This window comes from Pseudomonas sp. PvP028, assembly GCF_017832255.1.
Lineage (GTDB): Bacteria > Pseudomonadota > Gammaproteobacteria > Pseudomonadales > Pseudomonadaceae > Aquipseudomonas > Aquipseudomonas syringae.
Window position 1 is genome coordinate 4,451,796 of record NZ_JAFIBL010000001.1, and the last position, 18,532, is coordinate 4,470,327.

The 18,532-nt window shown below is 57.7% G+C and carries 12 protein-coding genes; 7 read left to right on the plus strand and 5 right to left on the minus strand.

Features of this window, described 5'->3' with window-relative positions; all coding sequences use genetic code 11:
• The first annotated feature begins 91 nt into the window (after window positions 1-91).
• The gene (gene yghX / locus JOE34_RS19065; protein ID WP_003346726.1) at window positions 92-979 is read left to right on the plus strand and encodes a YghX family hydrolase; all 888 of its coding nucleotides are present in this window, start codon (window positions 92-94) and stop codon (window positions 977-979) included.
• 128 nt (window positions 980-1,107) lie between these two features.
• On the opposite strand, the gene JOE34_RS19070 is transcribed toward yghX, so the two are convergent.
• Window positions 1,108-4,155 carry an FAD-binding and (Fe-S)-binding domain-containing protein gene (locus JOE34_RS19070; protein WP_046266314.1) on the minus strand — a complete coding sequence of 1,016 codons (3,048 nt, stop codon included), beginning with the start codon at window positions 4,153-4,155 and terminating at the stop codon, window positions 1,108-1,110.
• 150 nt (window positions 4,156-4,305) lie between these two features.
• Between JOE34_RS19070 and JOE34_RS19075 the strand changes: the two genes are divergently transcribed.
• The 4 genes from JOE34_RS19075 to JOE34_RS19090 all read left to right on the plus strand — a co-directional run bounded on the left by JOE34_RS19075 (window position 4,306) and on the right by JOE34_RS19090 (window position 8,902).
• Window positions 4,306-5,211, plus strand: a complete 906-nt coding sequence (locus tag JOE34_RS19075; RefSeq protein WP_003395531.1) for a LysR substrate-binding domain-containing protein — start codon at window positions 4,306-4,308, stop codon at window positions 5,209-5,211.
• 24 nt (window positions 5,212-5,235) lie between these two features.
• Window positions 5,236-6,147 carry a LysR substrate-binding domain-containing protein gene (locus JOE34_RS19080; protein ID WP_017279787.1) on the plus strand — a complete coding sequence of 304 codons (912 nt, stop codon included), beginning with the start codon at window positions 5,236-5,238 and terminating at the stop codon, window positions 6,145-6,147.
• Between the two features lie 188 nt (window positions 6,148-6,335).
• Window positions 6,336-7,646 (plus strand): MFS transporter, encoded by a 1,311-nt coding sequence (locus tag JOE34_RS19085; RefSeq protein ID WP_046266315.1) that lies wholly within the window; start codon window positions 6,336-6,338, stop codon window positions 7,644-7,646.
• Window positions 7,643-8,902 carry an amidohydrolase family protein gene (locus tag JOE34_RS19090; RefSeq protein WP_016568113.1) on the plus strand — a complete coding sequence of 420 codons (1,260 nt, stop codon included), beginning with the start codon at window positions 7,643-7,645 and terminating at the stop codon, window positions 8,900-8,902. The genes JOE34_RS19085 and JOE34_RS19090 overlap by 4 nt, the downstream gene beginning before the upstream one ends.
• A 20-nt stretch (window positions 8,903-8,922) precedes the next feature.
• Here JOE34_RS19090 and JOE34_RS19095 read toward each other — a convergent pair whose 3' ends face one another.
• Both JOE34_RS19095 and JOE34_RS19100 read right to left on the minus strand, forming a co-directional pair.
• Complete coding sequence (locus JOE34_RS19095; RefSeq protein ID WP_046266316.1) at window positions 8,923-9,825, minus strand: polysaccharide deacetylase family protein; 903 nt, start codon at window positions 9,823-9,825, stop codon at window positions 8,923-8,925.
• Window positions 9,822-10,970, minus strand: a complete 1,149-nt coding sequence (locus JOE34_RS19100) for a GNAT family N-acetyltransferase/peptidase C39 family protein (protein WP_209996458.1) — start codon at window positions 10,968-10,970, stop codon at window positions 9,822-9,824. The genes JOE34_RS19095 and JOE34_RS19100 overlap by 4 nt, the downstream gene beginning before the upstream one ends.
• 93 nt (window positions 10,971-11,063) lie before the next feature.
• Between JOE34_RS19100 and JOE34_RS19105 the strand changes: the two genes are divergently transcribed.
• Both JOE34_RS19105 and JOE34_RS19110 read left to right on the plus strand, forming a co-directional pair.
• Window positions 11,064-12,650, plus strand: coding sequence for a RimK family alpha-L-glutamate ligase (locus JOE34_RS19105; RefSeq protein ID WP_010411944.1), 1,587 nt, complete (start codon window positions 11,064-11,066; stop codon window positions 12,648-12,650).
• A gap of 4 nt (window positions 12,651-12,654) precedes the next feature.
• Window positions 12,655-13,584, plus strand: a complete 930-nt coding sequence (locus JOE34_RS19110; RefSeq protein WP_003317664.1) for a magnesium transporter CorA family protein — start codon at window positions 12,655-12,657, stop codon at window positions 13,582-13,584.
• Window positions 13,585-13,588: 4 nt separating this feature from the next.
• On the opposite strand, the gene JOE34_RS19115 is transcribed toward JOE34_RS19110, so the two are convergent.
• Both JOE34_RS19115 and JOE34_RS25985 read right to left on the minus strand, forming a co-directional pair.
• Window positions 13,589-14,440 carry a DUF1989 domain-containing protein gene (locus JOE34_RS19115; RefSeq protein WP_046266324.1) on the minus strand — a complete coding sequence of 284 codons (852 nt, stop codon included), beginning with the start codon at window positions 14,438-14,440 and terminating at the stop codon, window positions 13,589-13,591.
• Window positions 14,441-14,544: 104 nt separating this feature from the next.
• Complete coding sequence (locus JOE34_RS25985) at window positions 14,545-18,516, minus strand: hypothetical protein (protein ID WP_010411930.1); 3,972 nt, start codon at window positions 18,514-18,516, stop codon at window positions 14,545-14,547.
• Window positions 18,517-18,532 lie beyond the last annotated feature (16 nt).

Here is an 18,532-nt window from a genome sequence, read left to right on the forward strand (position 1 = left end):
CTATCGGGAGCGGATATTGTATTGATCATGTATTGCTCGTCAGCCCGCCAAGATGCAGGCCGCCCTGAATGATTCGGAAGGAAGCATACCGATGGAACGTCTTACTGCAAAAGACTTTGCGCCTGAACTGCTTGAGCTTTATGACTACTACGCACACGGCAGGATCAACCGGCGCGAGTTTCTCGATCGTGCAGCGCTGTTCACCTTTGGCGGCCTCACCGCCAGCGCGCTGCTTGCCTCGTTGAGCCCCAACTACGCGCTGGCCGAACAGGTGGAATTTACCGACCCGGACATTATTGCCGAGTATGTCTCCTACCCTTCGCCCAAGGGGCATGGTCAGGTTCGCGGCTATCTGGTACGTCCGGCCAAAGCGGCCGAAAAAGTACCGGCAGTGGTTGTCGCACATGAGAATCGCGGCTTGAACCCGTACATCGAAGACGTGGCGCGCCGCGTTGCCAAAGCCGGTTTCATTGCGCTGGCGCCTGACGGGCTGTCCTCGGTCGGCGGCTATCCGGGCAACGATGACAAGGGTCGTGAACTGCAGCAGACGGTCAATCCGGAAAAGCTCATGAACGACTTCTTTGCCGCCATCGAGTGGCTGATGAAGCATGACGCGACCACCGGCAAGGTCGGCATCACCGGTTTCTGCTACGGGGGCGGTGTGGCCAATGCCGCGGCGGTCGCGTATCCGGAGCTGGGCGCTGCGGTGTCCTTCTACGGGCGTCAACCCAATGCCGAAGACGTGGTGAAGATCAAGGCGCCAGTGATGATTCACTACGGCGAACTGGATACTCGTATCAACGAAGGCTGGCCAGCCTATGAAAAAGCCTTGAAAGCGGCGGGCAAGACGTACGAAACGTACATTTATCCGGGCGCCAATCACGGTTTCCACAACGACTCCACCCCACGTTACGACGAAGCAGCGGCCAAACTGGCCTGGGACCGTACATTGGGGTGGTTCAACAAGTACCTGGTTTAAGTTCTGATTGAGCGGCGCGGCACAGATCTGTGACGCGCAGCGTCACGCAAGGCATTCCCACGCTGGAAAATACCACTATCGTGCGACGCTCCGCGTCGTCATGCCGTTCTGGACGCTCCGCGTCCTCTCTATAGCGCCCTCACCCGCTCCAGCAGTACTTGCAAGGGATGCTTCACCACTTTGCCATCCTGACGCTTGACCTGGCTGCGGCATGAGTAGCCATCGGCGACCAGTCGACCTTCACCGCCATGCCGCGCCACCAGCGGCTGCCAGGACTGACGGTAGATGGTGTCGCTGGTTTTCGCGTTTCGGGTTTCATGCCCATAGGTGCCGGACATGCCGCAGCAACCGCTGGCCAGCACCTCCAGCTTGAGCCCTGCGCGGGCGAAGGCCTTCTGCCAGAGACCGATACTGGCGGGCTCGTTGGTCTTTTCAGTGCAATGCGGCAGGAAGTAGTAGGTCTCTGCCGACGCAGCATCACGACCTTCCTCGACCGTGGACGCCAGCCACTCCTGCGGCAGCATGACCTCGGGTACATTCTCGCTGCCCAGCGTCTTGCTGTACTCCTGGCGATAAACCAGGGTCATGGCCGGGTCCAGACCGATCAGCGGGATGCCGTACCCGGCCAGCTTGCCCAGCGACTGACTGTTGAAAGCGGCAGCCTTCTCGAACGCCTGCAGAAAACCCTGCACCTGCAGCGGCTTGCCATTGGGTGCAAAGGGTGCGAGGTAGACCTGATAACCGAGGCGCGAAATCAGCTCCAGCCAGTCTGCCGCCAGCGGGGTCTCGAAATATCGGGTGAATGCATCCTGAACCAGCACCACCGTGCGCTTGCGCTCCTGCTCGCTCAACGCGGCCAGACGCTGCGGCGTGGCGATGCCCACATTCCAGCGAGCGCAGGCCGCGCGGAAGTCGGTCAGGCTCAATAACGGGCTATCGACCATGCCGGCTGCATGCTCAAGCAGGTAACGCACTGGCTTCGCGCCCATGATTGCGTTGTACAGCTTCGGAAAGCGCGCCAGGTGCGGGATGCTGAACTCCAGCGAGCCAATCAGGTAATCCTTGATCGGGCGCAGGTAACGGCTGTGGTACAGCTCGAGAAAACGCGAACGGAATTCGGGCACGTTGACCTTCACCGGGCACTGCCCCGCGCAGGACTTGCAGGCCAGGCAACCGGCCATGGCGTCGTAGACTTCGTGGGAGAAATCCTTCTGCCCCGCCACCCTGGCGACGCTATTGACGGTTCGCTCGGCAAGGCTTTTCAGCACATTGGCACTGCGCGCCCTGGCGCTGGCGGTGAGGACATTGACATCCTGCTCGCCTTGCAGGCGCAGCCATTCCCTGACCAGCGAAGCGCGGCCCTTGGGCGAGTGAATGCGGTCACGGGTGGCTTTCCACGACGGACACATGGCGTCGTCGGTGTCATAGTTGTAACAGGCGCCATTGCCATTGCAGTGCAATGCGCTGTCGTAGCTTTGCCAGACCCGTTCATCGATCGTGCGATCCAGATCACCGCGCAACATCACTTCATCCACTAGCGTCAGGCGCGATTCCGGCACTGTGGCAGGCGTGGCGATCTTGCCGGGGTTGAGCTGGTTGAAGGGGTCGCAGGCGGCCTTGAGAGCCTGCAACGCGGGATACAACTCGCCGAAATATTCAGGCACGTATTGCGAACGCAGGCCCTTGCCATGCTCGCCCCACAGCAGCCCGCCGTAGCGTTTTGTCAACGCGGCGACGGCGTCGGAGATTGGCCGAATCAGCGCCGCCTGCGCAGGGTCCTTCATGTCCAAAATCGGTCGCACGTGCAGCACGCCGGCATCCACATGGCCAAACATGCCGTATTGCAGCCCGTAGCTGTCCAGCAGCGCACGGAACTCCTGAATGTAGTCGGCGAGATTTTCCGGCGGCACGGCAGTGTCTTCGACAAACGGCTGCGGCCTGGCTTCACCCTTGACGTTGCCAAGCAGCCCCACCGAGCGCTTGCGCATGGTGTAGACGCGGTTCACCGCAGCGCTGCCAGCCGCCAGCGTATGGCCCAGGCGCAGCACCGACGTGTCAGTCTGCAAATGCGCAACGAACGCATGAACGCGCTGTTCCACCTCACTCAATTCATCGCCGCTGAATTCGATCAGGTTGATGCCCAGCGTCGGCGTCGCAGGGTCCTGGGGGAAATACTCGGCGACGCCATGCCAGACGATATCCTGCATGGCCAGCATCAGCACCTTGGAGTCCACGGTCTCGATGGACAGCGGCTTGTGCGCCATCAAGGCCTTGGCGTCCCGCAGGGCGTCCATGAAACCGGCATAGCGAACGTTGACCAGAATCGAATGTTTGGGGATCGGCAGGACGTTGAGTCGAGCCTCGACGATAAAACCCAGCGAGCCTTCAGAACCGCAGAGTACGCTGTTGAGGTTGAAACGCCCGTCTTCCTCGCGCAGGTGTGCCAGATCGTAGCCAGTCAGGCAGCGGTTAAGCGGTGGAAAGACATCCTTGATCAATTGGGCCTGCGTATCGGCAATCTGCTGCGCGCAGCGATAAACGTCACCTGCGCGGTCGATACGTGCCTGTTCGCTGGCCAGTTGCTCGGCAGCCAATGCATGGCTGTTGACGTACGAACCGCCCAGCAACACCGTGGACAGTTCAAGGACGTGGTCACGGGTCTTGCCGTAGGTGCAACTGCCCTGCCCGCTGGCATCGGTGTTGATCATGCCGCCAATCGTGGCACGGTTGGATGTCGACAGTTCCGGTGCGAAAAACAGCCCGTGCGGCTTGAGCGCGGCATTGAGCTGGTCCTTGACCACACCGGTCTGCACGCGCACCCAGCGTTCTTCGACGTTGATCTCGAGAATAGCGTTCATGTGCCGCGACAGGTCGACCACCACACCGTCGGTCAGCGACTGTCCGTTGGTCCCGGTGCCGCCGCCACGCGGGGTCAACACCACCTGTTGGTGCTCGGGCCGCGCCGCCAGACGGGCGACGATTGCGACGTCATGGCTGTCCATCGGGAACACGGCAGCTTGTGGCAGGCGCTGGTAGATGGAATTGTCAGTGGCCAGCACTGTGCGCGAACCGTGGTCACGGGCGATTTCGCCTCGAAAGCCGGCCTCCGCCAAGGCATTGAGGAAACGGTCATAGTGACCGACCTGCTCGGAAGTCGGTTTCAACAGCGCAATCATGGTGGTCTTCCTGGCTAGGCGTTTTATATGCAAAGCACGTATGCTTCGAAACGCTCGAATACATGGTGTTATCAACGGTTAGCGTGATTCTCCGGCGTGTCATGCTTCAGTGCAAACGTAAAACCTGCCGTTTTTCCATGAGTTTTATGAATGAACACCCGAAGACTGACGCCCTCCATGTCGCTGCTGCTCGCCTTCGAGGCGGCTGCGCGGCATGGCAGCTTCACCAAGGCCGCAGACGAACTGGCCCTGACCCAGAGCGCCGTCAGCCGGCAGGTGCAGGCGCTGGAGGCGCAACTGGAAGTCGAACTGTTCAAGCGTGATGGCAGACGCATCGAGCTGACCACCGCAGGCGCGCTGTATCAGCATGAGCTGGCTGCCGCACTGGGCCGCATCCGCAGTGCAACCCTGCAAACCATCGCGCACAAGGCGGAAGGCGGCACACTGCATCTGGCCGTGCTGCCGACCTTCGGCTCGAAGTGGCTGCTGCCACGGATGAATGACTTTTACACCCGGCATCCGGGCTATGTGGTGCACATCCATTCACGCATCGTGCATGCCGACCTGACGCCCGCCGCCAGCGAAATGAACGCGATCATCTGTGCCGGCAACGGCAACTGGCCCGGTTACATCGCACATCCGCTGGTCAGTGAAAAACTGGTGGTCATTGCCAGCCCGGCTGCCCTTGCCGGCTACCAGTCGATGACCCCGGCACAGGTGGCCCAGCATGCGTTGCTGAGCGTGGTGTCGCGGCCCAATGCCTGGTCGGACTGGTTCGACAGTAATCGCCTGGACCACCACATCATGCGCCCCGGTCCGAGCTTCGAACTGACCTCGCACCTGATTCAGGCCGTCGCGGCCGGCATCGGTATCGCACTGGTCCCGCGCATTCTGGTGCAGGACGAAATCCACAGCGGCGAACTGGTCACCCTGTTCGAGCCTCTGGACAGCGGACGCAATTATTACCTGGCTTACGCCACGCGTTTTCAGAACCTGCCATCGCTGTGTGTGTTCAGGGACTGGCTGTTGTCGACGCCGTTTCCCGACCCTTTGTAAAACCTGCCCGCAACAGGAGCCACTGTGCGTATCGAGCCCCTTCCGCCGCTGCCGAACCTGATCGCTTTCGAAGCTGCCGTCCGGCATGGCAGCTTCACGCGTGCCGCCACCGAACTTAACCTGACCCAAAGCGCGATCAGCCGTCAGGTCGCGCAACTGGAGGAATTTCTCGGCCGCGCGCTGTTTCGTCGCGAGCACAAGCGCATTCATTTGACGGTCGCCGGGCAGATTTATGCCGAGCAGATCCAGCGCGTGCTGACCCTGTGCGCCGAGGCTACCGCTCAGGTGATCACTCACAGCGGCGATCAGCAACTGACTCTGGCATGCTCCAGCGGCGTGGCAGCCTTGTGGCTGGGGCCTTTGCTGGGACGTTATCGCGACGCCTTCCCGGCCGTGGATATCCGCCTGCGCGTGGTCGATGGGCTGGATTCGCTGATTCGCGCCGAATTTGATCTGGCGCTGTATTTTCTGCGCGAAGTCTCACCGGCGGGTCTCGACGGCCGTCTGCTGTTCGCCGAATCGGTCAACGCCTACTGCTCGCCCGATTATCTGGGCGGGCGCCTGCTGGAGCCCGCGCAACTGCTGGATCATTGCCTGCTGATGCTCGAAGACGGCCAGCGTCAATGGTTGTCATGGGGCGACTGGTTCGGCCGCCAGGGTGTCGATGCCTCGCTGATCCGTAAGCGCATGACTGTCAATCTGTATCCTGTGCTGGTCGATCTGGCGGTCGCCGGGCACGGCATCGTGCTCGGCTGGCAGCCGATGATCGACCGCCATGTGCAGTCCGGCGCGCTGGTGCCCGCCTGCCGTAAGAGCGTCGGCGCGGTAGGCGGCTATTACCTGCTGACACCCAGCGGCAAGACGCCTAGACGTGCGGCACGCGCCTTCGAAAAATGGCTGGCAGACGAAATAACCACCCTGGCACCATCGCCCTGAAACCTGCATGCGTCTGGCGCATGCAAATCTGCGTAATAAGCGTTTTCTTAAAATCGGCCCAGCGCCTACTCTCGAATGAAACGGGCAAAAAGACCTGACTCAGCCGCACTCGTACCTACCCTGCCCCTCAACCAATGCAGCCTATGCAGGGGGCTTCCCTGCGTGTATCGCATGCAGGAGCCTATCCAGTGAGCACACCACAATCCCCTGCTTCACGCACTCACGAACAAAAGGCACGCCGCGCGGTGGTCGCCACGGTGATCGGCAATGGCCTTGAATGGTTTGACTTCACGGTTTACAGCTTCTTCTCGGTGATCATCGCCAAGGTGTTCTTCCCCACCGGCAGCGAACTGACGTCTTACCTGCTGGCGCTGGCGACCTTCGGGGTGGGCTTTTTCATGCGTCCGGTGGGCGGCATTGTGCTGGGCATCTACAGCGACAAGCGCGGGCGCAAGGCGGCATTGTCGCTGACCATCCTGCTGATGGCGCTGGGTACGCTGATCATCGGGCTGACCCCCGGCTTCGCGCAGATCGGCTATCTGGCACCGCTGCTGATTGTCCTGGCGCGCCTGCTGCAAGGCTTCTCTGCCGGTGGCGAGATGGGCAGCGCCACGGCGTTTCTGACCGAGCATGCGCCTGAGGGCAAAAAAGCCTTCTATTCCAGCTGGATTCAGGCCAGCATCGGCGTCGCGGTGCTACTGGGTTCCGCGCTGGGCGCGGCGCTGTCCAGTTACCTGACCCAGGCACAGCTCGAAAGCTGGGGCTGGAGGGTGCCGTTTCTGATCGGCACGCTGATCGGACCGGTCGGTTTCTATATTCGCAGCCGGGTTGACGAGACACCTGTCTACAAGGCTGCAAAACCGGTCGAATCGCCGCTGCGCGAAGTGATCAAGACCTACCCGCGACAAACCCTGATCAGCTTTTCGCTGGTCGTGCTGTGGACCGTCTGCACCTATGCCATCCTGTTTTATATCCCCTCCTACGCCCAACGCGTGCTCGGCCTGCCGTCATGGATGGGCTTCAGCGCTGGCATGATGGGCGGCGCGGTACTGATCGTCGCCACACCGATTGTCGGCGCTATGGCCGACCGCAGCGGGCATCGCCCCTGGCTGCTGGGCTCGGCCATTGCCATCTTCCTCAGCGCCTACCCGATGTTTCTGTTCATCAACCAGATGCCGGGGCTGTTTTCACTGTTGATCTTCGAGCTGGTGCTCGGTCTGCTGATTTCCGGTTACATCGGCTCGATCCTCGCAGCCTTCGGTGAATTGCTGCCAACCCACGTGCTGTCCACCGGGCTTTCGGTGGCCTACAACTTCGCCGTCACGATCTTCGGCGGTTTTGCCACCTTCACCATCACCTGGCTGATTGCCTCGACCGGCAGCAACCTGGCGCCGGCCTTCTACATCATGTTCGCCGCCATCGTCAGCGGTATTGGCGCACTGCTTTATCACGACCGTGCGCCCGCGGCACACCAACCCTTGTCTGGAGCTTACCAATGAGTACCACTGAAGCCACACACCTGATCCTGCGCAACGGCCGCCTGCTGGACGTGCAACAAGGACAATTGATTTCAGGCCAGGAGGTCGTGATTGAGGGTGAGCGCATTGTCGCGGTGCGCGCCGAGGGTGAACCGGCCCCGGCGGGCGCTCAGGTCATCGATCTGGGTGGCAGAACACTGATGCCCGGCCTGATCGACTGCCATGTGCACGTGCTGGCTTCCAACGCCAACCTGGGCATGAATGCCCTGCAACCCAACGCAATCATCATGTACCGCGCCTTGCCGATTCTGGCGGCGATGCTCGACCGTGGTTTTACCACCGTGCGCGATGCCGGGGGTGCTGACTGGGCGTTGGCCCGTTCGATTCAGATGGGGCTGATTCCCGGCCCGCGCATCTTCGCATCGGGCAAGGCACTGTCGCAGACCGGTGGCCATGGCGACATGCGCGCACGTGGCGAACTGCTGCTCAACGAGCCCTGCTCCTGCTGCTTCCGCGCCGGGGCCATCGCCCGCGTGGTGGATGGCGTCGACAACGTGCGTCTGGCAGTACGCGAAGAGCTGCAGCAAGGCGCCAACCAGATCAAGATCATGGCCTCGGGCGGTGTGTCCTCACCAACCGACCCGATTGCCAACACTCAATACAGCGAAGCTGAAATTCGCGCCATCGTCGATGAGGCCGCAGCCGCTAACACCTACGTCATGGCCCACGCCTACACCGCTCGGGCGATTCGCCGTGCCATCGAATGCGGCGTCAGGACCATCGAACATGGCAATCTGGTCGATGCCGACACCGCGCGGCTGATGGCTGAGAAAGGCGCATTTGCGGTACCTACCCAGGTCACTTACGAAATGCTCGCCGAATATGGCGAACGCTTTGGGCTGCCGGCTGACTCGGTCGCGAAGATCGAGGATGTGCGCCAGGCCGGGCGCAATGCCCTGTTACTGTTCGCCGAAGCGGGCGTTCCGATGGGCTATGGTTCGGATTTGCTGGGGGAAATGCATGAGTACCAGACTCATGAATTGAAGATTCGCGCAGAACTGCTGGGTAATCTGGCAGCGCTGCGCAGTGCGACAAGTGTGGCGGCGCAGATCCTTCAGCGTGAAGGCGAACTGGGCTGCATCGCCGCCGGTGCGATAGCCGATCTGCTGGTGGTGGATGGCGACCCGCTGAGCGATATCAGTTGCCTGGTCGGTCAGGGCGAGCACCTGGCGATGATTGTTCAGGGCGGTCATGTGCGCAAGAACACCCTGGTCTGACGCCTGGTCAGTGCATGTCGTCAGTGCGCGTTGTGGTCCCAGATCCAGCTCCACGCACCGGGCAAGCTGACAGGCTCGCCCGCCGCCTTGACCGTGCGGGCCAGTGCCGCGCGCTGCAACTGCGCGCTGTCGTCATAGAACGGCTTGTCGGCGAGCCGCACGCCGGTCCGCCCGGCACTGTCGACCAGAATCTGCAGGTACTCCCGCGCATGCCGCGCGGTGTAGCGGTTCAGGTCATGGAAGGTCACCACCACCGGAATCACGCCATCCACCGCAGGCAGCTCGCCGGCGGCAATGCGCTCGCGCACCTGCGAGAGCTGGCTGACCATGTTGGAACGGCGGCGCAGGCTGAAGTTATAGCCCCAGATCTTGCCGTCATTGGCACTCAGGTCAGTGAGCAGTACCTGCAGATGGTGGCGCTGATAGGCGCTGAACGTGCGTTTGTCGTAGTTCCAGAACGGCGGACGCAGCAAGGTGGTCGGCACTCCGGTGATCGAGGCAATGATCGCGCAGCCCTGGGTCAGGGATTGCTCCAGTTCCTCATCGCTCAGCGAACGGTGGTTGGTGTGGTGCGGCGTGGCGGTGTGAAAGCCCAGCAGGTGCCCTTCTTCATGTTGACGATGCATGATCGCCCGGCCCTGATCACTGTTACCCGCACCGGTTGCGCCGGTCTGCACGAAGAACACCGCCTTGATGCCTGGCTGCAGCGGATTGTCGGCCAGGCTGTCGAGCACGGTGATGCTGGGGTTGTAGAACGTCGAAGCACTCGGACCATCGTCAAAGGTCAGCAGAAATCGAACCGGTGGCTGTTGCTGCAGCTGCGCGGCGGTTTTCGCGGTCAGGGGGATCGGCGCGCTGATGCAGGCCGACAGGCTCGCAGCGATGGTCAGTACGCAAAACGCCTTGAGCACGAACTTAATCACGGTAGGGAATCCTGTGGCCGGTCTGCTGAAGCGCACGCATGATCATCCACGGGCGCGGCAAACACAATCACTGCCGCCCGAAGTTTATCGGCACCGAAACAACTCATGCGGTTGAAGTCGGCATGGCTTACCGGCATGTGCTGGCAGTCGATGGCCTGCCGATGCAGGCTGTGATCGATATCGGGATCGTGCAGGTAGACGAAATCGCTGTCGCAATCGGTGACCATCACCCAGTGCGGTGCCTTGGAACGGGTCAGGCGGTAACTGCTGATCAGCACCAGCGGCTTGCCACCGTCGGCCAGCAGGCCTGGCAGGTTCAACGAGCGATTGGGCAGTGTCTGCACTCCTGCGGTTTGCAGCGCATCACAGAATTGCTCGTGAACCAGGCGAATCACCTGTTTCTTGTTGTCACTGCGCACACCGCCCAGAAACAACGGGCCCGAAACCGATACCAGCAGCTTCACCGCGAAGCCCCGTTGAAGAGCCGCCAGCGCAAGCCCCTGAGGGCTGCAACCGCCGTGGCCGGAGGTCATGAACACCGTGGTCGCATCGCGCCAGATCTGCAATTCTTCGCCACGGCCCATCGAGCGCGCAGGTTGCAGGGCTTTCATGGCCATCAACAGACAGGCCGGGCCACAGGTGAACTCCAGGGTCTGCTGGTAGTAAGGCACTGAGCGACTGTCCAGCCGGGCGTGTTCAACGATGCGTTTTTCGTAGCGCAAGGCCGGGGCATGGTCCTGGTAATAGTCGTCGACCTGGGCGAAACGCCGATAACCGCTGCGCTCGTAAAGCGCGATGGCCGCGCCGTTATCGGGGCGCACCTCAAGGCGCAGGTAAGCGCAGTCGTGGCCCACGGCCTGCTGCTCGGCACGTTGCAACAACTGTCTGCCCAGTCCCTTGCCCCGCGCTGCATCGGCAATCGCCAGCGAATACAAGCGCCCCAATGAGGTGCCGCGATGAAACAGCACCAGCGCATAGCCGGTGAGCTGTCCGGCCTGCTCGGCGACGATCAGGCTGGCATTGGCGCGGCGGATCATCCAGTGGAAGCTGCGCGCGGTCAGACGGTCGCCGTCAAAACACTGGTTCTCCAAAAGCAGCAAGTCGTCGACATCGGTTTCAACTGCATCTCGAAATATAAAGTCCATCTGCACCGCCGTAAAAGTTGTGTAACGAAACGGGACATTTCAAAAAGCACATGCTTAATAGAAAGGACTTGTTTCCCATCGGATCGATTACACATGTCAGCGGCACAGGTGAAGATGAACGAAGTATCTGCGCAACTTGCGCTTTCAGCAACAACCCGACGTGCAGACCCCACAACACTCTTTGCAGCGCAGAGGCAACTGGTGATTATTGTCGAACGTCTCGAAGACTGGGCATCGTACTTTCCCAGCGAAGACCTGATCAGCGCCCAGGACTACCTGGAAAAACCGCTGAAAGCCACGGCAGGCAGGCGTGTGCAAGTCATCAACCTGTGCCGCAGCTACAAATACCTGGGCCACGGTTATTACTGTTCCCTGCTGGCCGAAGCGCGCCAGCACAATGTCATTCCCTCGGTAAAGACCATCAGCGAGTTGACCCGCAAGTCACTCTACGGCCTGGCCCTCGATGACCTGGACAAGTTGCTGGAAACCGCACTTGAGGATCATCCGTATGACGACACTGAAGGGTTTACCCTGACACTGTACTTCGGCCAGACCACACTTGAGCCGTTGAAGGATCTTGCCCGTCAGTTGTTTGAAGTCTTCCCCTGCCCGATCCTGATGGTGGAGTTTCGCAAGCGCGACAATTGGCATATTGCGGGTATCAAGGCCGGCGCTCTGCCGCGTTTGCGCGAAGATCAGCAGGATGAGTTCGCCACGGCGCTGGAAGGCTTCAGCCGCAACGTCTGGCGCCAGCCCAGTTCCCGGCGCATGGCCCGCTACGACCTGGCGATTTTGCATGATCCGCAGGAACAGCTGCCGCCTTCCAACCCTGAGGCGCTGGCCAATTTCATCCGCGTCGGTCAGCGCCTGGGCATTGATGTCGAGCTGATCGAAAAGAAAGACTACGCCCGGCTGGCCGAGTACGACGCGCTGCTGATTCGCGAAACCACCAGCGTCGACAACCACACCTATCGCTTTGCCAAGAAGGCCGAAAGCGAGGGGCTGGTGGTCATGGACGACTCTACCTCGATCCTGCGCTGCACCAACAAGGTGTACCTGACCGACCTGCTCAAAAGCCATGATCTGGGCATGCCGCGAACGGAAATTCTCTACAAGGACCGCCCGGAAGAACTGCAGCACGTGCCCACACGCCTGGGCTTCCCGCTGGTATTAAAGATCCCCGATGGCTGCTTTTCCAGAGGTGTGATCAAGGTCAGCACGCCCGAGGAAATGCACACAGCGACGACCCAGTTGTTCGAGCACTCGGTATTGCTGCTGGCTCAGGAGTTTTTCTACACCGAGTACGACTGGCGTATTGGCATTCTCAATCGCAAACCGATATTCGCCTGCCAGTACTTCATGTCCAAGGGGCATTGGCAGATCTACAACCACAAGGCGATCGGTGCCGAGGTGATTGGCGAATGCCGCACGCTGGCGGTGCACGAAGCGCCGCGCGCCGTGGTCGAACTGGCGCTCAAGACCGCCAACCTGATTGGTGACGGTTTGTATGGCGTGGACTTGAAACAGTCAGGCGATCAAGTGGTGGTGATCGAGGTCAACGACAACCCGAACCTGGATGCCGGCATCGAAGACGCTTATCTGCAGGATGATCTGTACAGCCTGGTGCTGGAAGAGTTCGTCCGCCGTCTGGAGCTCAAGCGCCTCGGTCAGGCATGGTGAAACGATGATTCAGGGCCTGAAACTCGACAATAACCAGTTGCTGGCATGTGATCCGCAAAAGGCCCAGGTGCTGTGGTTCAGCAAACCTGATGCCGGGGAACGCAGATTGTTGCTGGAGCGATTCCACCTTGATGAGCACGCCGTTGCCTCGGCACTCGACCCGGACGAAATTTCGCGCATCGAGTTTCACCCTGATGCGTTGTTCGTCATCTGGAAACGTCCCGAGAACTATTCGGGCAAGGACAGCTTCTCGTTCGACGTTTCGTCCTTTGGCGTGCTGCTGAGCCGGGACCAGCTGGTGCTGATCTGTGATGACGAGCAACCTTTGAGCGCGCTGGGGGCTCACCGCCCGTTGAACCAGCCGCTGGATATCCTTCTGGAGCTGCTGTTCAACAACATTCATCACTATCTGGGTCACTTGAAAGTCATCAAGATGGTCGCCCGGGAATTGCAGCAGAAATTCAACTCTTCCCTGGAAAACCGCCATCTGCTGCAGATGTTCAACCTCAGCGAAAGTCTGGTGTATTACATCAACGCCATCCACAGCAACGGTGCGGTCCTGACGCGTCTGCGCAATCATGCGCAAGGCAGGCAATACGCCGCCGACAGCCTGGCGCTGATCGACGACATGATCATCGAGAACGACCAGTGCTACAAACAGGCGGAGATCTATTCCACGGTGTTCGCCGGCCTGATGGATGCGCGCGGGAATCTGGTCAATAACAGCACCAACACCCTGCTGCGCAAACTGACCTTGATCAATGTGGTGTTTCTGCCGTTGAACCTGATTGCCGGGATCGGCGGCATGTCGGAATTCAGCATGATGACCGCCCCGCTGCACTGGTGGGTGTCTTACCCGGCACTGCTGCTGGCCATGCTCGGGATGGGGGCGGTGATGGTCTGGGGACTGCGCAGAATGGCGCGCGCAGCCTGAGCGGTTATTGCTCCCACTCGGCCTTGGCGATCTGCAGACCATGCAGGCCGTTATAGGCCGCTCGCTCGGGAGACTGCCAGCCGTCCAGCAGCGACGCGTCGAGGTCATAGATCTCGACGCCCAGCGGCCGACAGACGCTCAACGGGTCCTGCGCATCAGGCCCCCACATCGGCAGAGACAGGTCTCCACCCGGACAGGTCGACAAGGCACACAGCAGGTCGATTTCCGCGAAAAACTCCAGATAGTCGCCCTTCTGCGCGGGGCAGGCTTTCATGAAATACAGGTCGTCATGGTTCAGACCGGTGCACTGAAAGATGTTCAGCACATCGTGCACATCGAACTCGGTCAGCCCGTGCGGCAGCACTGCGCGGGTCAGGTTGGAATGGCAGTGATGGTGAAAGTCTTCGCCGGTCAGCATCTTGTTGACGTAGGGATCACAGCGCGTGCCGAGCAGGTCATGCAGGCGGCCGCCGTGCTCGTCGGTTCCGTAACTGGCCAGACTGTCATCGGTGATGGTTACCATTGGCCGCAAAAACGGCAGGTTCGACCACAGCCGATCGTGGGTGCTGACATGCGCACCCTGCAACTGCCGCGTGCGCGCAGCCCACAGGCGCTCGCGGGGGTCGTTGGCGTTCCAGACATTGAAATCGCCGACTTGCGGGCCCACCGGTGTGGTGACCCGAAACACCTGACCGGCCTTGACCTTCCAGGCCCGTCCGGTACGAATCGGCACTTTGAACTGTTCGACGAGGGTGCGTTGCTGCGCATTCGTGCGGATGCGCTCATAAAAGGCAGTGTCGACTTGCAGCGCCGCGCCTTTGCTGACCTGGTAAGCGGCTGGATAGTCTTTGTACATACTGGGCTTCTCGGTGGCAGGATGTGGTGGTTCGCGCTGCAAGTTGCGCGCCTGATGCCTTTTTTGAAGGTAATGGGTTTGGCTAATCTATTTTCCGGGTGCCCCTAAGTGGATAGCGTTGAACGTGTCAAATCCAGCACAATCACGGCGACTCTCCCACTACATGCTGAGGTGCTCTCGCCAACAAGCATATCTCTGAGCTCATCAGGAGTCGTAGGCGACAGCTTTTCCCTCCCGGGGCTGCGCAAGGATTTATTCTTCATTTCCTGCGCCCCAAACCAAAGCACCAGATAGATTCCAAAACTATCAGCACGCCAGTCCCTGGTATAAAGCCTATCAAGCTGCTGATCAGCGCTTTTCCAGAGTTGAGCGTGCCACTGCCCCTTTACCTCAATCGGTAAACGAAGTGCACCAGCCGAACAGGTTATATCGACCTCTTTATCGTTAGCCACATGAGTTTCAGGATCATATGAAATATCTGACGATCCTTGACGTAGTATGCCTAAAAGATGGTCGCGACAACGCTCTTCTGCGTAAGGATTTCCGCTATCATCATAAAAACCCCGCCAAGACTCGGCATCATCGCTTTTTATTTTTGCCTGCGCTATTAAAAGCTCTTCAATAACAATAGCTTGTAGATCCGGCATGCATGCTGGGGGGCTATCATGCATAATAGCGGCAATAGCATCCAAGGTTGGTGGCCTATACAAGCTTTCTACAATTTTTCTCGCCTGCTCCGCCACAACAGACTTAATCAATTCAGAGTAACCATCCGTGCGAGCATCCCTTATACGCGCTAACGCGCTTATGCCTTCTTCGCTGCAATAGCTACCTATTCGAGAAATTTGATTAGAAATAAAGCTGCTTGCATCCCATGCATTTGAGTTGCCTGACCTCGTCCCGCTCGGGCGCCCAACCATAGGCCATGATGGGCGGAACTTGTTTATAATCCATTCACTTTGCCCTACTGTAAGTGGTGGGGCACTAACGTCGCTACTGCTTCGATCGCCGACCCTGTCGCGTATATGCCAAAACAGTTCAGGAAAAATCTGCTGCGTCTTGAGATAGGTAGCAGTGCTAGAAAAGTCTACTACTAGCCCAATAGCGATCCAATTAAGGCGACGCTCTTCATTAGCCAAAATCAAACGCTGTCCGAGTAATCCCCTTAAAACTTCAAACCGACTCGAACGAATCAGCCGTTCAATCAGCTCTACTTCTATACCACTTCCTAAATTTGTAAATCGCTGGAGCCATTCTCCAGCAAAGACCGTACTCATTTCCAAGTCTAAGGGATCACGCATGAGCCTATACAGCCCTTCAACGTGTTGATTGCACTCACGCAACTGTGGCTCATAAAAAATCCTCATAGCTTCAGTCCATATACCGCGATCCCGGACGGCAGTCTCGATATACCTAAATAGCTCCGAAACTCCTGCATGGTGATCCACGCGACTATGAAGAAGCTGGAACAATCCAGCCATTAGCCGGTCGTTAGATAAGTCCTCTACACCTATGTTTTTTCTATACCTTTCTGCGAGGGCAGCAATAAGAATATAACCCACCGCAAAGAATCGACCGTTAGCATGACTTTGCGCAACCTGTTGTGCAGTGAATTCTGGAGAAGTAAGCACAAGAAAAGCCTCAAACCCTTCATGGGCAAACCCGGCAATCTCATCCCCCAACCATCGACTTACTCGCTCGTGAGCAGGAGCGTCCTCAATATCGTTATAGAGGTTAAGATAGGCTTGGGCAGGTGCCACGAGTTCCTCTGAAGAACCACGGCGCATTTTGTTGATGCGTGCAGCAAAGTAATTTCGATGCCCAGCATGCGCCGCTAAGCGCTTGGCCTCTCGTTGACGATCGTCCTCTATCTGCTGGATTTGCCATTCAGGCATAATGGGTTCTGCCAGATTTTTTATCCAGCTCATTTCTTCTAAGCTATGTGCCGCAAAAGGAATTGCAAGAGCACGAACCTGCACACCATTCTGAGAGTCATGCGCAATAAGCTGAATAATATCCCGCCAGCGCCTGTCGCTTTTGTCTAACGGATCAAGAAACCCCAACAAGATAATGAGGTCGGATTCGGAAACTCTGAAACCGCTTGAACGCTCGTATAACTTAAAAGCTTGCTGATAGGAACCACGTTCATCAGCCAGTTCCAATATCACTAAGCGCTGCACTGCTTGTCGAAAACAATCGTTAACCAATAGAAACTCATTAAGTTTCTGCCGCGACTCAAATCCATATCCATCACCACTTCGAAACGGCTCTATCCAACGCCAAAGTAGCTTCGGATCAGTATTACCAAAAACAATTCGGCGAGCCACCAAGTGATATACGAAGTCAGTTAGTACATCATTACCTGGACGCTCATAATGCTTACCCATTGAGACGGCTAAAACAGCCAAGCTTTCAAGCACACTTTCCAAACTAGATTCTGGAAGATTTTTTTCCAGAGACATTAGAACACCAACGGTACGACTGCCACTTTTAGCGAAAGCAACAACAAGCTCAGCTATCAAAAAACCGTCTACCCATTCGTAACCAATGTCATCAATCAACTCAATAGCCAAACGAACCGACAGCTCATCTCCGAAGCTGCGTAGTAACGATAAAATCCCAGGCCAAGATAATGCGCACTCTAAATCAACAAGTATTTCTCCCGCAACTTTCCTGCATGCAAAATCGGCTACAGGATCCAAAAAGAGCCTTTTTAAGTCATCCTTTAGCGCCGCTGCAATATTACTATCCCGCACTGCCTCCAACATTAGCAATCGAAGACCAAAGGGTGTTTCAGGGAAAACTATCAGTCGCCTAATTTCCTCTATAAGCACTGGAAATCCAAGACCGTGCATTGCGTAATGGCGCCAATCTCGAAATCTGGGGTTCTCAACTGCTAATTTTTCTAAAGATTTAATTAGGCATTTTGCTTGATCAACTGTTAGCCCGCTTACATCTCCGTATTCAATCAAACCCATTGGATCTGCAGTAATCACATCTTTGGCCAAAGCTGGATCAAGTGCAAGCCATGCATGAATCCCTCGAAGGCTGGAGGGCACGAGCCCATTTACTTGCAACAAGGAAAGAAGACGCCTGCGTTTAGTATGTGTATTAGCCTGTTTAGCCAACCATTGGGCTCCTAAGTATTCTCCCACCCTGCGGTGAAGATAAGAAAATCGATCAGCCCCCTCGGCTTTGAATAGCCTAGTACCAAGAATCTCTTTTAGTACATCTCCACCCGGCAAGAGTGAGACGTCTGCAAGTTGTAGCTCGCCTTCAGAGGCACTTGCTTCAGAAAGTCGAACTATGGCTTCGCTACCGGTCAAAATCAGGCACGCGAACGCAGCACCTGCTCCGTTGAGGCTGGCATCTCTAGGTAGCTGATTTTGGGCATTGGAGTTCCGATGCTCAATTCGTAAAATCTCAATTGCTTGCTTGAATAGTTCGCCAGTCGTCTCAGGAAGTTTTTTCGAACTAGCAATACGGGCAATCAACTCAAGGGTTTGCGGATTACCAAGTAACCCTTCTAAGTGACGAAAATTAAAATGCTCAATTATCGACTGAGCGGCTTCTAGACCCACCGAAGTGCTTAAAAATCTTTCTGAGTCATCTTTATCAAAAGCATTCAAGTGCATTTCCAATGTGGTCTTGGGATATTGTTCTTGAATAGCTTCTAGACTTGTAGCGCCCCGCCAGTCTGCCACCCGACAAGAAAGAATAAAGCGAGGGTATTCGAGCTCTCCTAATCGACGCAAAACAAGGTCAACAGCGTCGCCGTCTCTCTGGCTGCTTACCTCATCTAATGCGTCAATCACGATGGTCTGAGCTGTGCCCAAAAGCGTTTGAGGATCACGGCGGTTGATGAGTTGCCGGGCAGTGCAAAACGCATATCCGGGATGATCGGCAAGCCACTTAAGTAGATGAGACTTCCCCATGCCAGCTTCGCCAAGGATGACCACCGGCTCTTCTTTTGCCAGGACGTCAGCTTGAGATATATGGGTTCGACCATCTGAGGACTCGTACCAAAGGGTTCGCATTACGCTCGGAAGCACGTCCATATTTTCGCGTTCGCTCATGTGGTACTGGAACCTT